We start from the raw sequence: 19,006 nt of genomic DNA on the forward strand, positions 1-19,006 counted from the left end.
CCAATACGTTACGGAATGATCATGATTAAAAAGCTGCTAGGCACTATTGCTTTGTCACTGACCTGCGCGGTTTCGTTCGCCGCCGGCGGTGGCTACAAGCTCGACTCCGCGCCCGATCGCATAAACGACATGGCTGCGCTGCAAAACGGCGCCAAACTGTTCGTCAACTACTGTCTGGGCTGTCATAGCGCCAACTCCATGCGCTATAACAAGCTCACCGAGATCGGCCTGACCGACGAGCAAATCAAGAAAAACCTGCTGTTCACCAGCGACAAGGTCGGCGACCTCATGCATATCGCCATGACGCCCGCCGATGCCAAGAACTGGTTTGGCGCCGCGCCACCCGACCTGTCCGTCATCGCACGCGCCAAGTCCACTACCATGGGCCCATCGGGTGTTGACTACATCTACACCTTCTTGCGCACCTTCTATCGCGACTCGTCCAAAGCCACGGGCTGGAACAACCTGGTCTTCCCCAGCGTGGGTATGCCCAACGTACTCTGGCAACTCGAAGGCCCCCGCACCCTCGAAAAAGTAACCATCCACGAAACCGAGAAAGAAGACGGCACGCTGGAATGGGAACGCATCACCGCCAACTACGACGGCCATGGTTTCTCGGAAATCAAAACCGAAGTATTGGAAAACTACAGCGGCAATGCGGTCAGCAAGTCCACATTTACTCCTGCTGATGCTTCCGTCTCGGCAAACTTCGACAGCCAGGTCGCCGATCTCAGCAACTTCCTGGGCTGGATGGCCGAACCCATGCAATTGCAGCGCAAGAAGATGGGTGTCTGGATCCTGCTCTTCCTGTCCCTGTTCCTGGTCGTCGCATGGCGCCTGAATGCAGCATACTGGAAGCATGTCAAGTAAACTGACCTGAACTACATTCCGGCAGCGCCCGACACCATGTTCGCACTGCCGGCCCCAGAGGCGTAGTTTTATACGCCTCTGCTTTTTGCGGAGCGGCATTTTTCAATGCTCGCTCTTGTTCTTATTTATACGATTGGAATCCGCAACATGATGGTGCTCTATTCTGGAACGACCTGCCCGTTCTCACAACGCTGCCGGTTTGTGTTGTTTGAAAAAGGCATGGATTTTGAAATCCGTGATATCGACCTGTACAACAAACCCGAAGACATCGCGGTCATGAACCCCTATGGGCAAGTACCCATTCTGGTCGAACGCGACCTGATTCTGTACGAATCCAACATCATCAACGAATACATCGACGAGCGCTTCCCGCACCCGCAGCTGATGCCGGCCGATCCGGTCATGCGCGCGCGTACCCGCCTGTTCCTGTACAACTTCGAAAAAGAACTGTTCGTGCATGTATCGGCCCTTGAAGACCGCAGCTCCACCGACACGAAAGCACAGGAAATCGCACGTCAGAACATACGCGATCGCCTGGCCCAACTGGCTCCGCTGCTGCTCAAGAACAAATTCATGCTGGGTGAAGAGTTCTCCATGCTCGACGTAGCTGTCGCACCCCTGTTGTGGCGCCTGGATCACTACGGTATCGAACTACCCAAGAATGCTGCGCCCATACAGAAGTACGCCGAGCGCATTTTCTCCCGTCCAGCCTACATTGAAGCGCTGACACCTTCCGAAAAGGTCATGCGCCGTTAAGCCAGCCAACATGCAAGAGTCATCTACCAAGCCTTATCTGATACGCGCCCTGCACGAATGGTGCACCGACAACGGCTACACGCCTCATATCGTGGTTACCGTCGACGCCAACACCGTCGTGCCGGCGGCGCATATCCACGATGGCCAGATCACGCTGAACATAGGCACTATGGCCACCAACCGCCTGACGCTGGGCAATGAATATATCGAATTCCAGACCCGCTTCGGCGGTGTCACCGAACAGATATTCGTGCCCGTCGCAGCGGTATCGGCCATCTATGCGCGTGAAACCGGTGCGGGCATGGGCTTTGACGTCATTGCATCGCAGCCCTACCCGGGCGGCACCGACGCACCGGAAGCCAGCGAACCCGCCCTGGAAGAAGTACCCGACAGCGGTGCCGCAGCGGCTCCCGACACGTCCGACAGCCCGAAGAAGCCGCCCAGGCTTACCGTCATCAAGTAGATCGGTTCAGCCGGGCATATGGCCCGGCGGCGCCTGCCAGTCCCTGAAGTATTCTTCCATGTGCATGACACAGGTCGATACCTTGGCTGTCGCCCCCAGGCGCTCGGGATACACCGCCCAGATGCTGGCATCCTGTCTGTAGGCGGGCAGTACTCTTTGCAGCCTGCCTGACTGCAGATGCGGAAACACATCCCAGATCGAGCGCAGCACAATGCCATGTCCATCCAGGGCCCAACCCACTGCGATCTCACCATTGTTGGTCACCAGCTTGCCATCAACCTTGATGCTGACCGTCATGGCGTCTGACGTCAGTTTCCAGACCCCGACCGGGTGGTCGCGCTCGCGTATTACCAGGCAGTCGTGGTCGCGCAAGGCACGTACCGTGTCGGGACTGCCGTAGCGTTGCAAATAAGACGGCGCGGCGCAAAGCACACGATAGTTGTCGGCCAGCTTGCGGGCGATGTAGTTGGAATCGATCACATCGCCAACGCGTACATCGACGTCGTAGCGATGCCGCACCAGATCCACCACGTGATCGAAAACATCCAGCCTGACCTGTATGGCCGGATGCTTCTTTGCAAATTCCGCCAGGCATTCGGCAACCACACGGCGCCCGAAACCAAAGCTGGTCGATACCCGCAACACCCCACCCGGCTCATTCTTCATGCGCGCAATCTGGTCGTGCAGGACATCCACGCTGGTCAGCACCTGCAGCGCAAGCTCGAGGGTTTGTTCGCCTTGCTCGGTCAGGCTGATTTGCCGGGTATTGCGATGAAAGAGCCGTGTATCGAGCTCGCTTTCCAATGCCTGCATGCGCCTTGATACGTAGGCCGGCGAAATGCCGAGCGCCTGGGCAGCCCTGGAAAAACTCAGGTGCTCGGCCGCCACACAAAATATTTTCAACCCATCGAGGGAAACCGTGGACAAGGCATTTGCAAGCATTTTCATGTTTAAGTCAATTCTGTTTTAACTTATTTGAATTGTATTGTATGACGTAGCAACGTAGACTCCGGCAAATACAAATACAAGATAGGGGAGATCAAGCCGTGTCACTACCGCCTTTACGCCATATCTACGGGCAGCTTCGTGCGGGAAGCCTTACTGCAACCGAACTGGCGCAAGCCTGCATTGCAGCTTACGCAAGCAGCGAAAGCCATTTGCACGCCTATAAAACCTGGGCCGGGGATATCGCGCTTGAACAGGCCAAAGCAGCCGACACACTTTTGAAATCGGGCATCGATCTTGGCCCGCTTATGGGCATACCGGTTTCCGCAAAAGATCTTTATGCCGTGCCCGGCCTGCCGACTTTTGCAGGCAGCACGCAAGCTTTGCCTGGCTGGGACAAACCCGGCCCCGTAGTGCGCAGCGTGCAGTCACAGCTGGGCGTGATCACCGGCAAGAGCCATACGGTGGAATTTGCCTTCGGCGGCATAGGCATCAACCCCCACTGGGGCACGCCCTACAACCCCTGGGATGCCAGCCAGCACCGCATTCCGGGCGGCTCCAGCTCGGGCGCAGGCGTTTCTCTCATTCAGGGATCGGCTTTGCTGGCCCTGGGCACCGATACCGCCGGCTCGGTACGCATTCCTGCATCGCTGACCGGAACCACGGCGCTCAAAACCACTTATGGCCGCTGGTCCAATGAAGGCATCGTGCCGCTGTCATCGTCGCTGGACAGCCCCGGCTTGCTGGCACGCAGCATTGCCGATCTGGCCTTCGCTTTCGAAGCCATGGATCCCTTGTTGACCGGCCAGACAGCATCCTGCCAAGCCCTGCACAGCCTGAAAGGCGTGCGCATCGGCATACCGGAAAACTTCTTCTGGGAGGGTTGCGACGCCTCCATCGTTGCCTGCGTGCAGTCGGCCGTTCAGCGCCTTGAGGCAGCTGGCGCCGAAGTGGTCAGGATGGCCATGCATGGCTGCGACACCGTCTACGAAATCTTCCAGGCCGGCGGCCTGGGCGCCCCCGAGGTTTCCGAGTTCCTGGCCTCCTGCCATCCCGAGCAGATCAGCCAGCTGGACCCCATCGTGCGCATGCGCGTCGAGGCGGCTGAATCCATGACTGCAACGGAGTATCTGCGCCGCATCAGGGTACTGAAGCAGGCCTCTGCAAACGCAGCAAAGATCTTCGATGAAGTCGATGTGCTGCTGACGCCGACGGTAGCCATTTCGCCACCGGCCGTGAGCGATTTGAGCGACCCGGCGGCTTATCGTCACGCCAACATGATGGTGTTGCGCAACACCAGCATTGCCAACCTCATGACCTTGTCCGCCATCACCATGCCGGTGGGCAAAGATGATCAGAACATGCCGGTAGGCCTGCAACTTATGGCAGGCCCCCGGCAGGAAGCACACCTGCTGGCCATTGCTGGCCGAATCGAGCAGGAACTGGGCCAAGCCCAAGACATACTGGGTACGCCCCCCAACCTACGGTAATTTACCGATCAACCAATCTGGCAGGAGCATTTATGTCCAAACTTTCTTTGAAAAAACTTGGCTTGCTGAGCATGGCCGCCATCATGTCGGCCTCTACCGCTTATGCGGCCGAGTTCGAGTTCACCTTCGCTCACGTATTGACCGAAAACACGCCTAACGCACGCGCCGCCGTGAAGTTCAAGGAAGAGGTCGAAAAGAATTCCGACGGCCGCATCAAGATCAATGTGCGTCCCGCAGCCCAGCTTGGCGGTGACGTCGAGATCATCGAACAAACGCAAATGAACCTGGTGCAGATTGCCATTCCGCCCACCGGCAACCTGGCGAACTTCCAGCCCAAGATGTTCGTTTTTGACCTGCCCTATCTGATGGAAGATGAAGCGGCCATGAAACGCCTGCTGGACGGTGAAGTCGGTCGCGAAGTGCTCGACACGCTGTCGGCCAACAACCTGTACGGCGTTAACTACTGGGGCGCCGGCTTCCGTCAAATGACCAACAACATCCGCCCCATCAACGGCCCCGATGACCTGAAGGGCATCAAGATGCGTACGCTGCAGGCACCGACCATTCTGGCCGCCTATCGCGAATATGGCGCGAACCCTACCGCCATGGCTTACACCGAGGTCTATAACGGCCTGCAGCAAGGCGTGGTTGAAGGTCAGGAAAACCCCCTGGCAAACATCGATTCCATGAAGTTCTACGAAGTGCAGAAATACATGACGATGACCAATCACATCTATCACACCTATGGTGCCGTCATGAACAAGGCTGCATGGGAATCCTTGCCGGAAGACCTGCAAAAGGTAGTGAAGGACGCCTTCGATACCGGCCGTGATTATGCCCGTCAGCTGACCAATGAAGACGAAGCAAAGATTCTGGCCAACATCAAGGATCAGATCGAAATCATTGAGCTGTCCCCTGAAGGCAAGCAAGCCTTCAAGGAAAAATCCAAGAACCTGCGCAAACAGTTCGAGAAAAGCGTTACGCCCGAGCTGATGGAACGCGCCATCCAGGCTGCACAGGGCTAAGAAGCACAGGAGAAGCCGGCCATGTTAACTGCCATCAACAAATTACTGGATCGCATCGAAAGTTTCGCAATGATCGTTCTGATGCTGGTCGCCACCTTTGTTTCCATTATCCAGGTGGCCGCGAGATATGTGTTCAACAACTCGCTTTACTGGTCCGAAGAGACCATTCTGTACGCGTTGATCAGCATGAGTTTTCTGGCCGGCAGCATGGGTGTGCGCTACAGCGCGCACATCTGCGTCGAGGTACTGCCGCTCATGGTGGGGCCTCGCATGGTTGTCGTGCTTAAGTACGTGGCCGCGATACTCGGGGCCATCTTCGCCCTGACCCTTGTGTATTACGGCACACGTCTGTTCATCAATACCAATAACATGGGGCAGCTTTCACCCGCCATGCGGATACCCGTTGCCTATATCTACGCCATGATTCCCATTTCCGGCGCCTTCATGTTTCTGCGCTATGCCTGGGTCATCCAGCACCTGATACAGAAAAAGCCCTTTGTACCCTTGAAAATGGACGTCAGTGCAAGCTGAACGAGGAAGAAACATGGTTGCCGCACTAGTTCCAATATTTTTCGGGCTGCTCTTATTCGGTCTGCCCATCTTTGCCTCACTGGCGCTCGCCGTCACACTGGCGCTGTATTTTTTCGGGGCCATCGACCCATTGGTCGTGCCCATGCGTATGTTCTCGGGGATGAACAACTTCTCCCTGATGTCCATCCCGTTCTTTATTCTGGCCGCCGAACTGATGCGCATAGGCGGTCTGTCCGAGCGTCTGATCGGGCTGGCACGCGCCCTGATAGGCTGGATTCCAGGCGGTCTGGCCGCTGCCACGGTATTGTCGTGCCTGTTCTTCGGCTCCATCTCCGGGTCCAGCCCCGCGACCGTGATCGCCATCGGCAGCATCATGTTCCCGGCACTGGTTGCAGCAGGCTATAACAAGTACTTTGCCATCGGTCTGATTACAACCGCCGGCACACTTGGCCCTATCGTGCCTCCCAGCATCGCCCTGATCATTTACGGCTCCGTCACGGGCTCGTCCGTAGGGCGCCTGTTTGCGGCCGGCATTCTGCCCGCCTTGTTGATCGGCTCACTGCTGATCACATACTGCTGCCTGTACGCCCTCAAGAAGCGTTATCCACGCGAACCCTTCCCCACGGCCACAGAGATCTGGGTGGCACTCAAGCGTTCTGCCTGGGGCATGGGTCTGCCCGTCATTTTGCTTGGCGGTATTTACTCTGGCATGTTCACTCCCACCGAGTCCGCTGCTGCCGCCTGCCTGTACGGCTGGTTCGTCGGTGCCGTGGTGTATCGCAGCATATCGATCAAGGCACTGGGCGAAGTATTGCGCGGCAGCGGTCTGCTGTCCGGCATTCTGTTGCTGATTACCGCAGGCGCATCCGCGTTCTCGTGGATCCTGGCAAGCACCGGCGCCCCGACGGCCCTGGCCACACAGGTGCTGTCCGGCTTTGAGTCGCCGGTCGCCATCCTGGCACTGTTCAACGTGATCATGCTGGTAGCCGGCATGTTCCTTGACAGCGCATCGGCCATCATCGTGCTCGCTCCGCTGATGCAACCCATTGCCGCCCAGGTCGGGGTCGACGCCGTACACTTTGGTGTCATTACCCTGGTGAACCTGTCGGTGGGCATGCTTACCCCCCCGGTAGGCCTGAACCTGTTCGTTGCCATGGGGGTATCGGGCATGACGCTGGGCGAGGTCTTCAAGGCCGCCCTGCCGACCATCGTGCTGATGTTGATCGCGCTGATCCTGATCACCTACATTCCCTGGTTCAGTTTGGCCATACCCAATTTCTTGTATTAAGGATACTGTCATGGTTGAAGCAATTGTTTTTGATGCCGGCGGCTACCGTTTCGTACCCAGCGGCGTGCTGCAATATTCCGGTGGGGTGGCCGCCCAGCCGGGCTATACCATCCGCCGCGTGGTGTTCTCCAGGCCCGTTCCCGTTAAAGAAGGCTTCAAGCGCATTGAAAACATACTGCGGGCGGAAGGCCGCCCGCTGACCGCGTTCTGCGCTTGCGAACTGCGTTCGCCCGCCCCCCTGAGCGAAACCGGGTTCTCTACCTTCAACACCGACTACGTTCAAACGCTGAAAGATTGGGGAATATACGACGGCGTGCACAACCCCATTGCACGCAGCAACGTCTGTCCGGAAATCGATCCGCCCGCCGAACCCTGCTTCTACGCCTTCAGCTACACCGTGCCCTGCGACACAGAAGAAAACACCTATGTGATTGCCGGCAGCAGCGAAGTTCCCGAAGGCAAAGGCAATTACAAAGACCATCTTGTTCGCTATCAGGACATCTCGCCCGAAGGCATGCACGAGAAAGCCCGCTGGGTATTGGCCGAAATGGAAAGACGCCAGGCCGTGCTGGGCTACACCTGGCGCGACAGCACCGCCGCACAGTTGTATATTGTGCACAACCCGCACCCCTTCCTGGCGGAAGAATTCGCAAAACGCGGTGCCATGCGCTTTGGCCTCACCTGGCACTTCGTACGTCCACCCGTGGTGGACATGGAATTTGAAATGGACTGCCGCCGTGTTTTGAACGAACGTATTGAACTGATCGAAGCCTGACCATGAGCAAGAAAGTTGTTGTCCTGTCCACCGGCGGCACCATCGCCAGTACGCCTGCCGCCGATGGCCGCAACATTTCGGGTGCGCTCGCGGGTGAAGCGCTGGTCGAGAAAATCGAGATGAAATCCGACATACAGGTCGAAGTCAGCTCGGTGTTCCAGAAACCCAGCAACGCCATCACTGCGCAAGACCTGATGGTGCTGCACGACACCTGCCGGCAACTGATGGCACAGGGCGATGTCAGCGGCATCGTCATCACACACGGCACCGACACCATGGAAGACACCGCCTACTTCCTGGAAAGCACCCTGAACACGTGCGATTGCCCCGTCGTGCTGACCGGTTCGCAGCGCGTGCCGCACGCCATGGGTACCGACGCCTACGTGAACCTGCGCAATGCCATTCTTGTTGCCGCCAGCTCCAAGGTTCACGGCCTGGGCGTACTTCTTGTGTTCAACGAAACCCTGTACAGCGCCAACTTCGTGCGCAAGGTCAGCGCATTCCAGCTCAACGGCTTCGATGCACCCGGCTATGGCTTTTTGGGACTGATCGACAACGGCGAGGTCACCGTCTACCAGACACCACAGCAAATGCCCTTGCTGCCCGCAGCCGAGCTTCCCCCCGTAGACATACTGCCCGCGTACCTGGGTGCAAGGCCTGCGCTGGTAGACGTTGCCGTAGCCGCAGGTGCGCGAGGCCTGGTGCTGGAAGGCGTTGGGCGCGGCCATGTGCCACCCGACTGGATGCCTGCAATCCGGAACGCGTGCGACCAGGGTATTTTGGTCGCCGTCTGTTCGTCTACCCTGCATGGCCCGGTATATCAGACGTATGAATTCACGGGTTCGCTGCACGACCTGGAGTGTGCCGGCGCAATCGGCGTCAGTGGTTTGTCCGCCCGCAAGCTGCGCCTGCGCCTGGGCCTGCTGATTGCACAGCAGAAGACCGACAGGGCCTCGGTTTTGGCCGCATGCCAGTGGCAGGCCAGAACATAAGGGCTGCCAGGCGTTATGCCAGCACACGATTGAATTTTCTTGTAGAATAGCGGTCTTGCCGGTTTAGCTCAGTTGGTAGAGCAGCGCACTTGTAATGCGAAGGTCAGGAGTTCGACTCTTCTAACCGGCACCAGGAATATAAAGGGGTCACGGCTTGTCCGTGGCCCTTTTGCTTTTCCTGGGGGTGAAGATGGGGGTACAAAGCCTTTTCCCTGCTTTTAGGCATCTACCCCTGCCACCGAAACCAATCCTTCACGGGCCTTCCGTATTCCATCGCTGGCAATGCTGCCAGAGAATCGAAATAGGTCAGTGGTGACCACAGGATGTAGAGGATTGATGCCCACAGCGAGGATGGCGGCTATCTGTAGCGATTGACGCGCCCAAGCTCCCTCCAGACCAATCGGCCCATGATCGCAGTAAGCATCCATGTCATAACGCCAGAACTGGCGATAACAATTCACTGCATCCGCTGTCACCTCTATGCGCTTCTTATGCTCACCTGGCGCTTTAATCAGTTGATTCAAACGCTCAAGTAACCCAGTAGGCGGCAATAGCTGTGGGCTAATGCTTTTTCTAACCTTAGGACCAAGATGCTGAATAACTAGAAGTCCGCCGTACAGCTCACTATCGCCATACCAGTGCGGCAATTGATGCTGAAAGGTTTCTGGTGTCGATTCAGTCAGCAAGAAGCATGAGCCGTCCGACAGCTTTTCGTAGGTAGCAGGGCCAATACAGCCTTTTCTCTTTAATTCGCTTTCTGCCCCTGGCTCCATGCCAGCTAACGCCAAATGATTCATGTGCTGGATTGTTCGCAGCCGTTGCCTAACTGTGGGCGGTAGGCGATCTAGTAAAAGCTCCACTCCCTCGATGATGCATCCCTTACCATGCCCTGGTTTTGCAACTAGCATGACACTTAGCCCCAGATGTTGGGTAGTTGGGATGTCCTCGATGTCTATATCAGGTAAGACCTTCAGGATGGACGGTACAGGATAGGGGGTAATGTGTGGCAATTCCCATCCTGTACTTACGATAGCCCCTAGAAGCGCGGTGCTTCCACCCATTGCCATTCTTGGGGAAGAGATGGGCGATTGTTCGTCAAGGTATTGGGCGATTTCACCAGCTAAGCCGGGTAATTGAATTGTGGTCATGAGAGCATTCCTTATTCAGTCGTGATGCCATCAAAGGCAGGCAGTAGGCGAATGGGGCTTTCACCGCCATTCCATTCAATTAGTTTTTTCTCGCGCAGGCCTTCAAGTTGGCGACGGGCGGTTTTGCGCACCGTATCTTTCTTGTCTTCGGGGCGTTCCTGATACCAGTGGTTGTGATAAGCAATCAAAGGGATTTCAGTGACAAGATTGCCGCCGGATGCTAATTCTGAGTTCTTTAGATATCTCAGTATCTTGACGGTGCTAGCTAGGTAGCCAGTAAGAGGGCGAGCTTTGCCATCATGGTCATAAGCAACCACACAGGTAGCAATGGGCTCTCCGTCATCGTCTTCGCCAAGGCTGACAGGCTCCAGGACAAAGGGCAGCGGGATATTGTCTTGCCCGTCTTTCTGCTTCTCGACTACGGCACGGTGTCGGTCGCCATCTTTACGACATTGGATAACGGTGTCGGCTGCCCCTTGTAAGGCCGATGACCCACGCATCCCTCTATCCACATCTTTGCCGGAGTGATGAACGATCATCACATGCAGAGACGGATAGCCTTTTGTGCGCGAAGGCTGACGATGCTTCAGAAGGATCAGTGGATGTCCATCCATGTACTCAAGGCCCAAGGTTTATCCCTGCGCGAGATCGCGCGCCGCCTAGGCATTTCCCGCAACACCGTAACCCGCTACCTCACCTCGCCCGACGTACCGCGTTACAAGGCGCGTGAGGCGCGACCGACGAAGCTGGAGCCGTTTCATGCATATATTGTTCAACGCATGCAAGCGGCCGAGCCGGATCAGATCGCTGCACCGGCGCTGTTGCGAGAGCTCAAGGCGCAAGGCTATCAGGGTCAACTGCGTAGTGTGCAGGCCTTCATGCAAGCTCATCGCCCAAGGCCCGCACCCGACCCGGTTGTGCGCTTCGAGACCGCACCGGGTCACCAGATGCAGTGCGATTTCGTGGTCTTTCGACGTGGCCGCCATCCCCTTTATGCTTTCACAGCCACACTGGGCTACAGCCGTTGGCGTTGGGTGCGATTTGCCAGCAATGAGAAGGCGTGCACACTTGTTGCCTGCCACCATGCCCTGTTTGAGAGCCTGGGCGGCGTACCCAAGGAGATTCTTTACGATAACGCCAAGACGATCGTCATTGATCGAGACGCCTATGGCCAAGGCCATCACCGTTGGCATTCCGGAATGTTGGATCTAGCCAAGTATTACGGCTTCATGCCACGTCTGTGTCAGCCTTATCGGGCGCGCACCAAGGGCAAGATAGAACGCTTCCATCGTTATCTGCGGGGGAACTTCTATGTTCCGCTGTCCAGCTGGCTAAAGCAATCTGGCATGATGCTGGACGTAGAGACTGCCAATGCCGAAGTGGGCAAATGGTTGCGCGACGTCGCCAACCAGCGCATCCATCCGGTCACCAACAAGGCGCCCGCCGTTTTATTCGAAGAGCAAGAGCGCTGCGCCCTGCAGCCGTTACCTGCATTCGCCCGTGCACCGCGACTTGTGTCACTGCTGACAGAACGGCCATTGCCAGTCATGGATGCATCGCTACAGCACCCGTTATCGGTCTACCAGCAACTATTGACCGAGGTACAAGCGTGAATCTGCAGCATGAACGTATCGATGCGCATTGCCTGACGCTCAAGCTTGAAGGGCTAATGCAGAACTACCGCGCACTAGCCGCCGAAGGAATTAGCAAGGACTGGAGCTTCCTGGATTATCTAGAACAGGTACTGGCCCATGAACGCGACACCCGTCAGGTGCGCTCTCGTCAAACGTTGGTTCGCATGGCCGGATTCCCAGCCATTAAGACGCTGGATCAATATGACTACAGCTTCGCCGTGGGCGCCCCTAAAAAACAGCTCGATGAGCTGGCAAGCTTACGGTTTATTGATCGAGGCGAGAACGCCGTGCTACTGGGACCTTCTGGTGTTGGTAAAACCCATGTCGCCATCGCCTTGGGATACGCTGCAACCCAGGCCGGCATAAAAACCAAGTTCGTCACCGCAGCCGATCTCATGCTGCAGCTGGAAGCGGCCATGCGACAAGAACGCTATAACGCCGTGTTGCGCCATAACGTGTTGGGGCCACGCCTGCTCATTGTCGATGAAATTGGATACCTGCCTTTGAGCGGCGACCAGGCCAGTCATTTCTTCCAGATTGTCGCCAAGCGCTATGAGAAAGGAGGCTCCATGATATTGACCAGCAACTTGCCATTTACGCAGTGGGATCAAACCTTCGGGGGCAACACTACCCTGACAGCGGCCATGCTCGATCGCATCCTGCATCACTCACACATCGTACAAATAAAAGGAGACAGCTATCGACTTAAGCAGCAACGTAAGGCCGGGCACTTCCCGTCCATAGACAAATAATCACTGGTTCAGATTTACTTTGCGCTATCCTGCGCGAAGTGGCTCAAATTTCAAATGCGCTTGACACACTTAAGGGCGACACCACAGCCTTGAAGCTTTGTCTTGACCGCATCATTCCGGTCCGTAAAGGCCGACCTCTTCCTGCACTTAATAAGCAAACAGATGAAACCAGTGTGGAGGCACTGCTACGAAGCGTGCTTTCTGGAGAAATTTCACCTGAAGAGGGCAAAGAAGTAATCGGCCTAGTTGAAGGTGCTGCCAGAGTGGCGGCAACTCAATTGCTTACTGAAATGCGGCAGCGACAGCTTGATGCCTTGCAGAAAGCCGGTGCTTCTGGTGGCGTTGTCATGGTTCCCATGCTGGACCCAAGCAAGCTATCCACCCAAGCCTTAGAAGAAGTCCTTTCCGTCATCACCCATTAAACGCGCTTCATTAGCTGCATTGCTCTTACGCGCCTATCAACTGGAGTATTTATGAACAACTTAACCCCTCAACAAATACGAACTCGTTTATCCGAAATCGCGGCTGCACAAGCAGCACACGATGCTCGGGACTTTGATGCTGAATTGAAAACCGTGATGCAGGATGGTGGCGATGTGGATGCGCTGGAAGAGGCGCAGCTAGAGGCTGAGCGTCAGAGCCGCCGCCTTCGGGTAGAGGCCCAGGCGCTGGAGGCTTCTCTGCCGGATGCCGAACGCGCAGAAGCGTTAGTAGAGGTAGCGGAACTGAAAAGCGCCATGGCTGGGCATGTTGAAAAGTACCGTAATGCCGCCCACGCCATTGTTGAGTTGCGAGAGCAGCTGCGCCAGCATCAAGCAGTACTGGACACGATTGCTGTGGAACGCACCACTGCATATGCGCGAGTCGAAAGCCTGATTAAGAAATTCGGCTTGCCTCCTGATAGCGCCTCTCCATTTACACGACTGGTATCCAAGCGCCTAGACACACCGCAACCGAAACGGGATAACGGCTTTGACCGTGCCCCGTGGAGCGGTGGGCATATGGCAAACACGCAAGACGTCGACTAACAACCTTAAAGGAGCTATGACATGAGCAAGCAATTAACCACATCTACTCGCCGAGGGATGAAACCTGTAGTCTCCCAAGACGCCAAAGATATTGCCGATGGTATCAGCCGTCAGGTCAGTGCAGCAGTGAATCAGCAGGTTCAGCAAACGCTTGAAAATAACGCAAGCTTGCGAGATGCAAAGCTACGCCGTGTGGTTGAAAAGAGCTACGGCGCTGAGGTTGCTGATGGCTTGGCTGGCGAAGCGTTGGCCGCTCTTGCCCGGCAGTGTGAGCAGGACAACGCAGGCATGGCCGCCAATGCGCGAAACCAGTCAACGCCTCAATTTGATGAAGCTATTGATTAAGTCACGTCTCCGCATCTATTGCAATATGTGTCTATGGGTGCGGATTTCAAGACTCCATTTTCCTGAAAAATAGCAAGACAACAAGCGATAGACTTTCCAAGGACTTGCTTAGTTACAATAAAAATTCAAATTACCTATACGAACTGCCTAGCCGTAGTCAATAAAACAATTTAATTATAAATATCATTGAATTATGATTTTTTTTGGTTGTTGTTTGCCATTGATTGAATGGCTTTTATGCAATCAAATACAGGAAAATACTCTACTGAAAAGTTAAAAAAATACGATAAGTTATTTTTTAGTCTAAATTTCTAGTTAGGTATTGCGCAATAGCCTTTCTTCACGTATAGTGCTGTCATGGTTAATGTTACTGGGAGTAATGCTATGACTGAGCAAACAACGAGGAGAGCCCACCGTAGTCCCAATTACCCTCAATACCCCATTCAGTGGGCATTAGAGAACAGCCTTGCTTTGCTGGACAAAGAAAGGCTCCATCCTGTTCCACTAGAAATAATTGCCCAAGGGCTAGGCTACAAAGGAGCAAATAATGGCGCAGCACGTCGGGCTCTTGCTATTTTGAGAGCCTTTGGCATGCTGCAAAAGGCCCCTGGTGGAAAGTTGCAAGTAAGTCCAGATGTCCAGCGTTATAAGCTTACGCCAAACGATAGCGACAAAGCCGCCTGTCTTCAGCAGTGGCTTAAAACACCATTGTTGTATTCCAAGCTCCTCAATAAATATCAAGACAGCCTACCGTCTGATCAAGCTCTGATCTTTGAGTTGGTAGCTGAGCATGGCTTTAATGAGCCCGCTGCTCAACAAGCAATTGAAGTGTTTCGATCATCGCTAGATTATGTTTCGGAAATGACTGGGGCGACTTTTACTGAGGGAAATAACACCCAGCAGGAAGATCTTGAAGAGCAAGATCAGCAGACAGACATACCTGTACAGGTAGACCCTTCCCGATCTCAGCCCGAGTCAAGCACAATAGAGCAGTCACGTTCGTCTGCTACCCACGCACAGCCTATTTCAAGTGATGGAGTTCGATATCCGATTAGATTGGCGGGGGGAAGAATGGCCTGGATAGAAGTACCTGATCCATTCTATGAGGCAGACAAAAAGAAGCTCCAGGCTCAGCTTGGAATCATAGGAACGGTTGATGAAGACAACGAATTTGAGGAGCTAAATATGTAGCCTCAAAACCAAAAACGCCCGCGTAAGCGGGCGCTCTGGGGGAATGGGATGCCCACTCCGCAACTTCGTTGGCACTTAGAAGTGTAGTGGATTCCCCCTTCCATGGCAATTGTTCAGGGTGCTCCCCTCTGGACTATCGACTTGGAGGTGGCCTATGCCAACTACCAAAATGGGTTTCGCTACGCCCAAAAATGACTCATACGTCGCTGACGGTTATATCTATTGCCGTTACCGGAGAGTTAAAAATAGCGATCGGTATCTTGATGCACATGAGTATGGCTACAAGGCATGGAGAATCCCGATTAGACGGAAGCGGTAAGTAGGTCTAGGCAGCCTCTATTTCGAGGCTGCCGTTTTCATTGGCTGCGGCATACACACCAGCGGGATTGCGAAGCTTGGCCAGGTAATCCGCCCAGGCTTGCACAGCTGCCATGGCTTCGGCATCATAAGAGTGCCAGTTGTAATGCACTGTGGTCACATCACTTGAGTTGGCAGCGTGCCCAAGAACTCGCTTGATAACTTCTGACCGTGTACCTAAGCTCGCCAGTCCACTTGCAAGCGTACGACGCAGATCATGCAAGCGCCAGTTTGCTACAGGCTCCTTTAGTTCTTCGCTCATATAGGCATCTAGCTTTTGCTTCGCTTTACTCCAACCGGAAATTGGGCTGCGACCGTTGGTGGTGAAGACATAGGGGCAGGTCAAAAAACGAGGCATTTCTTTGATGATTGCCAAGGCTGTTGTGGGAAGTGGTGCTCGGAAATCCCGGCCACCTTTCATACGCGTTGCAGGCATAGCAGCCCATGCACCATCTAGCTCATCCCAACGCAAGCAAGCCGCCTCATCGCGCCGTACACCTGTGGTCATCAAATAGCGGACACATGCTCCAAAAGGACCACCCATCCGACCAGTCGCCTTCCACAGGGCTACCAATTCTGCCTCAGATAAAACACGACTACGTGCATAAGGTTTAATCCGAGGCGCAACACCAACGACAGGGCTGGTTTCCAAGACTTCCCTTTCGATTAGCCATTTGAACATTTTCGACAGATAGGCCCGTACGCGGTTAGCTTGGTGTGGGGTCTTAACGGCAATATCGTCCAGCAATTCCACAACATCCCGTCGACGGATTTCTTTGACTGGCCTATCTCGCCATACGGGGATGACGATCTTTTCCATTACACGCTCGGTTTCTTTCCAAGTGCGTTGATGGGATTTGGCGTATTTATTGACGTAGTCACGAGCGCAAGCGGCAAAGCCATTTAACTGCTTTTCCCTCTCTGCTTCCTTTTTGTCTTCTACGGGGTCTTCGCCACGCTGGACAGCGGCACGAGCATCCCTGGCTCGATCTCGTGCCAGTTTTAACGAAACGCCAGGGAAAGAGCCCAGGGTCAGGCGACGAGTTTTGCTATTGGCACGATAGGAGAAGCTCCAGCTTTTAGTCCCTGAAGACGATAGACGCAGAACCAAGCCAGGCACTTCGGCATCGTAGATATCTTTGCGCCCAGAGGCTGGAGGGTTCAGTTTTTCGACGGCTATGGCCGTCAGTCGTGTGCTAGCCATGTAAGGTTTCCTTGGGGTAAAGGAGGGGGTGAAATGAGAGGGGGTATTGGATGAGCCCTCTTGAATCCCAAGGATAGAGGCGATTTGATAAAAAATCACTGTAAAACAATGACTTATCATCAGTTTGGATAGCGGATGAAATTCCAGGAGAGGTAACCGGCTGGAACTTGTAATGCGAAGGTCAGGAGTTCGACTCTTCTAACCGGCACCAGTTAATTCAAGCACTTACGCCAATCCACAAGGGTTGGCGTTTTGCTTTTTGGGGCTCTTTGGCTCTTCCCCATAATTGAACTGCACGCCTCAGGGCGGCATGCGAAAACCAGCTTCGACGTAGTGGATCATGCGATCCAGGGTTTCCGCAAAGCTCTCGGTGTGGCAAATGCCTTCAGACAGAGAATTCAGCCGGCTCAGGCTGGTGATGGTGTAATGCAACGCACCCAATGAGAAATGTAGTCGCCAGTAAATTTCCTCCAGGGTGAGCTCGGGCAAGACCGCTTGCAAATAAGGTATGAACCGCTTCAGGTGCGACGTATCATGGTGCAGCACATCGTAGATCGGTGAATCCGGATCCAAGTGCCCGCGTTCCAGAAACTGTACAAACAGGCCACGCCCACCCGCATCAAAAGACCAGCGCACACCCGGGCGCAGCAGAGCGTCCAGCACCGCCCGCAAGGGCACTACCTGTCCCTTTGCCGCCAATTTAGCATGGTGCAAAAGCTCGAAGCGCTCCTTGTTGAGCTCTCGTGCGCGCTGCAGGAAAACCGCCTTGAAGAGGTCTTCTTTGTTGCCAAAATGATAGTGGGCTGCGGCAAGGGCGACATTGGCCTCTCTAGTGATCTCGCGCATTGAGACCGAGGTGAATGAGCGATGGGCAAACAGGCGCTCAGCCGCCTCAATGATCTTTGCACGCGTAACCTGACTGCGCCGCTGACGCGGCTCGTCGGGGCTGGCGGGAAGCTGAATGTCTGCAGAAGCGTCTTTAGGGGTCACTGCCGATGTCCTACAAATTGCCGTGCTGCCTCAACCAGCGGTGCTTTCGTGATTTTTCCATTGGCATTGCGTGGCAGAGGTTCAGTGCTAATGATATAGAATTCCGGCTGTTTATAATCTGCAAGCAGGCGGGCAAGTTCACCCCTGATGTACTGCTCGTTGTCTTCTTCGGGCTCGGTGCGCAGGCAAAGACAGACGCGCTCGCCCATGACATCGTCAGGCACGGCCACAGCGGCCGCTTCCATGATGCCTTTGATCGACAAGGCAGCATTCTCAACCTCGGCACTGAAGATCTTGTAGCCACCACGATTGATCATATCCTTTTTGCGATCATGGATGTACAGATAGCCATCTGCATCCATACTGACAACATCGCCTGTTTTCCAGTACCCACTTTTAAAGTTGGCCTCGGTCTGGGCAGGGTCGTTCCAGTAGCGGGGCACCACCATGGGCCCCCGGATCCAGAGTTCACCAATTTCACCGGTGGGCAACTCAACGCCCGCCTCATCCATGATCAGCGCTTCACCGCACTGAACCAGCAACCCGATTGAGGCTGGCCGCTCACGACTGGCCCAGGCCGGCATGATCGTGACCGGCGACGAGGTTTCCGTAGCACCATAGGCATTGATCAATTTCAGCTGCGGCAGAAGGTCGCTCATGCGCGAGCCGGCGCCCGGCGCATACTGCCGGCACTGGACTTCACCGAGGCTCAGCAGATCAGTACGCGCCTGCCTGAGGGGCAATGGGTGATTGCCGGTGAAAAAAATGCTGATCCTTTTCCGGGATGCCTGAGCTACGACCCACTGGCGCTCTCGGGAGCCAACGTACAGGGGCGCGATGTGGTGTATGCCACCAGCAACGGAACGGTCGCCCTGCGCCGGGCGGCGTACTTTTCTCAAATCTATGCAGCCAGCCTGAGAAACGGACGCGCCGTCGCCGACCATGTGATCAAGCACACCGAATCCGAAGATATCGTCCTTATCTGCTCGGGATCGCTTGGGCGCTTCAGCCTGGAAGATTTTTACGGTGCCGGGTACTTGATCCGATGCCTGCAAGAAGCATCAAACCATTCATTTATATGCAGTGACGCCGCGCTGGCAGCAGAGATGGTATGGAATGACCGCCCGCCCTCCGAGGTTATCCGTGCTGCACGGCTGGGTCGACTGATGCTTGATCGCGGCATGGCGGCAAGTCTGGACTACGTAAGCTAGCTGGATTGCAG

The 19,006-nt window shown here is 55.1% G+C and carries 22 protein-coding genes and 1 tRNA gene; 17 read left to right on the forward strand and 6 right to left on the reverse strand.

What is annotated here, in order from left to right:
- The first annotated feature begins 15 nt into the window (after positions 1 to 15).
- From LKR43_RS07615 to LKR43_RS07625, 3 genes are all read left to right on the forward strand, one after another.
- Positions 16 to 870, forward strand: coding sequence for a cytochrome c1 (locus LKR43_RS07615; protein ID WP_227683451.1), 855 nt, complete (start codon positions 16 to 18; stop codon positions 868 to 870).
- A gap of 147 nt (positions 871 to 1,017) precedes the next feature.
- A complete protein-coding gene (locus tag LKR43_RS07620; RefSeq protein ID WP_227683452.1) occupies positions 1,018 to 1,626 on the forward strand; it encodes a glutathione S-transferase N-terminal domain-containing protein in 609 nt (202 codons plus the stop codon).
- A 10-nt stretch (positions 1,627 to 1,636) separates the two neighbouring features.
- Positions 1,637 to 2,089, forward strand: coding sequence for a ClpXP protease specificity-enhancing factor (locus LKR43_RS07625; protein ID WP_227683453.1), 453 nt, complete (start codon positions 1,637 to 1,639; stop codon positions 2,087 to 2,089).
- Between the two features lie 6 nt (positions 2,090 to 2,095).
- Here LKR43_RS07625 and LKR43_RS07630 read toward each other — a convergent pair whose 3' ends face one another.
- Positions 2,096 to 3,037 (reverse strand): LysR substrate-binding domain-containing protein, encoded by a 942-nt coding sequence (locus LKR43_RS07630; protein WP_227683454.1) that lies wholly within the window; start codon positions 3,035 to 3,037, stop codon positions 2,096 to 2,098.
- Positions 3,038 to 3,135: 98 nt separating this feature from the next.
- Here LKR43_RS07630 and LKR43_RS07635 point away from each other — a divergent pair, with 98 nt between their 5' ends.
- The 7 genes from LKR43_RS07635 to LKR43_RS07665 all read left to right on the forward strand — a co-directional run bounded on the left by LKR43_RS07635 (position 3,136) and on the right by LKR43_RS07665 (position 9,268).
- Positions 3,136 to 4,524 carry an amidase gene (locus LKR43_RS07635; protein ID WP_227683455.1) on the forward strand — a complete coding sequence of 463 codons (1,389 nt, stop codon included), beginning with the start codon at positions 3,136 to 3,138 and terminating at the stop codon, positions 4,522 to 4,524.
- 32 nt (positions 4,525 to 4,556) lie between these two features.
- Positions 4,557 to 5,549 carry a TRAP transporter substrate-binding protein gene (locus LKR43_RS07640; protein WP_227683456.1) on the forward strand — a complete coding sequence of 331 codons (993 nt, stop codon included), beginning with the start codon at positions 4,557 to 4,559 and terminating at the stop codon, positions 5,547 to 5,549.
- Positions 5,550 to 5,570: 21 nt separating this feature from the next.
- On the forward strand, positions 5,571 to 6,080 hold the full coding sequence (locus LKR43_RS07645) for a TRAP transporter small permease (RefSeq protein ID WP_227683457.1): 510 nt from the start codon (positions 5,571 to 5,573) through the stop codon (positions 6,078 to 6,080).
- 13 nt (positions 6,081 to 6,093) lie between these two features.
- Positions 6,094 to 7,368 (forward strand): TRAP transporter large permease, encoded by a 1,275-nt coding sequence (locus tag LKR43_RS07650; RefSeq protein WP_227683458.1) that lies wholly within the window; start codon positions 6,094 to 6,096, stop codon positions 7,366 to 7,368.
- A 10-nt stretch (positions 7,369 to 7,378) separates the two neighbouring features.
- Complete coding sequence (locus LKR43_RS07655; RefSeq protein ID WP_227683459.1) at positions 7,379 to 8,143, forward strand: hypothetical protein; 765 nt, start codon at positions 7,379 to 7,381, stop codon at positions 8,141 to 8,143.
- A gap of 2 nt (positions 8,144 to 8,145) precedes the next feature.
- The gene (locus LKR43_RS07660) at positions 8,146 to 9,135 is read left to right on the forward strand and encodes an asparaginase (protein WP_227683460.1); all 990 of its coding nucleotides are present in this window, start codon (positions 8,146 to 8,148) and stop codon (positions 9,133 to 9,135) included.
- 57 nt (positions 9,136 to 9,192) lie between these two features.
- Positions 9,193 to 9,268 (forward strand) — tRNA-Thr (locus LKR43_RS07665).
- 85 nt (positions 9,269 to 9,353) lie between these two features.
- Here LKR43_RS07665 and LKR43_RS07670 read toward each other — a convergent pair.
- Together LKR43_RS07670 and LKR43_RS07675 are read right to left on the reverse strand one after the other, a co-directional pair.
- The gene (locus LKR43_RS07670) at positions 9,354 to 10,283 is read right to left on the reverse strand and encodes a hypothetical protein (RefSeq protein ID WP_227683461.1); all 930 of its coding nucleotides are present in this window, start codon (positions 10,281 to 10,283) and stop codon (positions 9,354 to 9,356) included.
- A gap of 11 nt (positions 10,284 to 10,294) precedes the next feature.
- Positions 10,295 to 10,897: a helicase RepA family protein gene (locus tag LKR43_RS07675; protein ID WP_227683462.1), complete on the reverse strand. Its 603-nt coding sequence runs from the start codon at positions 10,895 to 10,897 to the stop codon at positions 10,295 to 10,297.
- On the opposite strand from LKR43_RS07675, the gene istA reads away from it, so the two are divergent.
- From istA to LKR43_RS07705, 6 genes are all read left to right on the forward strand, one after another.
- Complete coding sequence (gene istA / locus LKR43_RS07680) at positions 10,865 to 11,896, forward strand: IS21 family transposase (RefSeq protein WP_227683463.1); 1,032 nt, start codon at positions 10,865 to 10,867, stop codon at positions 11,894 to 11,896. The genes LKR43_RS07675 and istA overlap by 33 nt on opposite strands.
- The gene (istB, locus tag LKR43_RS07685) at positions 11,893 to 12,669 is read left to right on the forward strand and encodes an IS21-like element helper ATPase IstB (RefSeq protein WP_227683464.1); all 777 of its coding nucleotides are present in this window, start codon (positions 11,893 to 11,895) and stop codon (positions 12,667 to 12,669) included. The genes istA and istB overlap by 4 nt, the downstream gene beginning before the upstream one ends.
- Positions 12,670 to 12,707: 38 nt before the next feature.
- Positions 12,708 to 13,091 (forward strand): hypothetical protein, encoded by a 384-nt coding sequence (locus LKR43_RS07690; RefSeq protein ID WP_227683465.1) that lies wholly within the window; start codon positions 12,708 to 12,710, stop codon positions 13,089 to 13,091.
- 51 nt (positions 13,092 to 13,142) lie between these two features.
- The gene (locus tag LKR43_RS07695) at positions 13,143 to 13,697 is read left to right on the forward strand and encodes a hypothetical protein (RefSeq protein WP_227683466.1); all 555 of its coding nucleotides are present in this window, start codon (positions 13,143 to 13,145) and stop codon (positions 13,695 to 13,697) included.
- Positions 13,698 to 13,718: 21 nt separating this feature from the next.
- Positions 13,719 to 14,042, forward strand: coding sequence for a hypothetical protein (locus LKR43_RS07700; RefSeq protein WP_227683467.1), 324 nt, complete (start codon positions 13,719 to 13,721; stop codon positions 14,040 to 14,042).
- A gap of 384 nt (positions 14,043 to 14,426) precedes the next feature.
- Positions 14,427 to 15,233 (forward strand): hypothetical protein, encoded by an 807-nt coding sequence (locus LKR43_RS07705; RefSeq protein WP_227683468.1) that lies wholly within the window; start codon positions 14,427 to 14,429, stop codon positions 15,231 to 15,233.
- A gap of 325 nt (positions 15,234 to 15,558) precedes the next feature.
- Here LKR43_RS07705 and LKR43_RS07710 read toward each other — a convergent pair whose 3' ends face one another.
- From LKR43_RS07710 to LKR43_RS07720, 3 genes are all read right to left on the reverse strand, one after another.
- Positions 15,559 to 16,794 (reverse strand): site-specific integrase, encoded by a 1,236-nt coding sequence (locus tag LKR43_RS07710; protein WP_227683469.1) that lies wholly within the window; start codon positions 16,792 to 16,794, stop codon positions 15,559 to 15,561.
- A 300-nt stretch (positions 16,795 to 17,094) separates the two neighbouring features.
- Positions 17,095 to 17,784, reverse strand: coding sequence for a TetR/AcrR family transcriptional regulator (locus LKR43_RS16300; RefSeq protein ID WP_227683470.1), 690 nt, complete (start codon positions 17,782 to 17,784; stop codon positions 17,095 to 17,097).
- Complete coding sequence (locus LKR43_RS07720) at positions 17,781 to 18,527, reverse strand: class I adenylate-forming enzyme family protein (protein ID WP_370632082.1); 747 nt, start codon at positions 18,525 to 18,527, stop codon at positions 17,781 to 17,783. Before LKR43_RS07720 ends, LKR43_RS16300 begins: the two co-directional genes overlap by 4 nt.
- On the opposite strand from LKR43_RS07720, the gene LKR43_RS07725 reads away from it, so the two are divergent.
- Complete coding sequence (locus LKR43_RS07725) at positions 18,423 to 18,995, forward strand: 2-phosphosulfolactate phosphatase (protein WP_255676007.1); 573 nt, start codon at positions 18,423 to 18,425, stop codon at positions 18,993 to 18,995. The genes LKR43_RS07720 and LKR43_RS07725 overlap by 105 nt on opposite strands.
- Positions 18,996 to 19,006 lie beyond the last annotated feature (11 nt).

The organism is Pusillimonas sp. MFBS29, assembly GCF_020687695.1.
In the GTDB taxonomy this organism is placed as follows: Bacteria; Pseudomonadota; Gammaproteobacteria; order Burkholderiales; family Burkholderiaceae_B; genus Pusillimonas_C.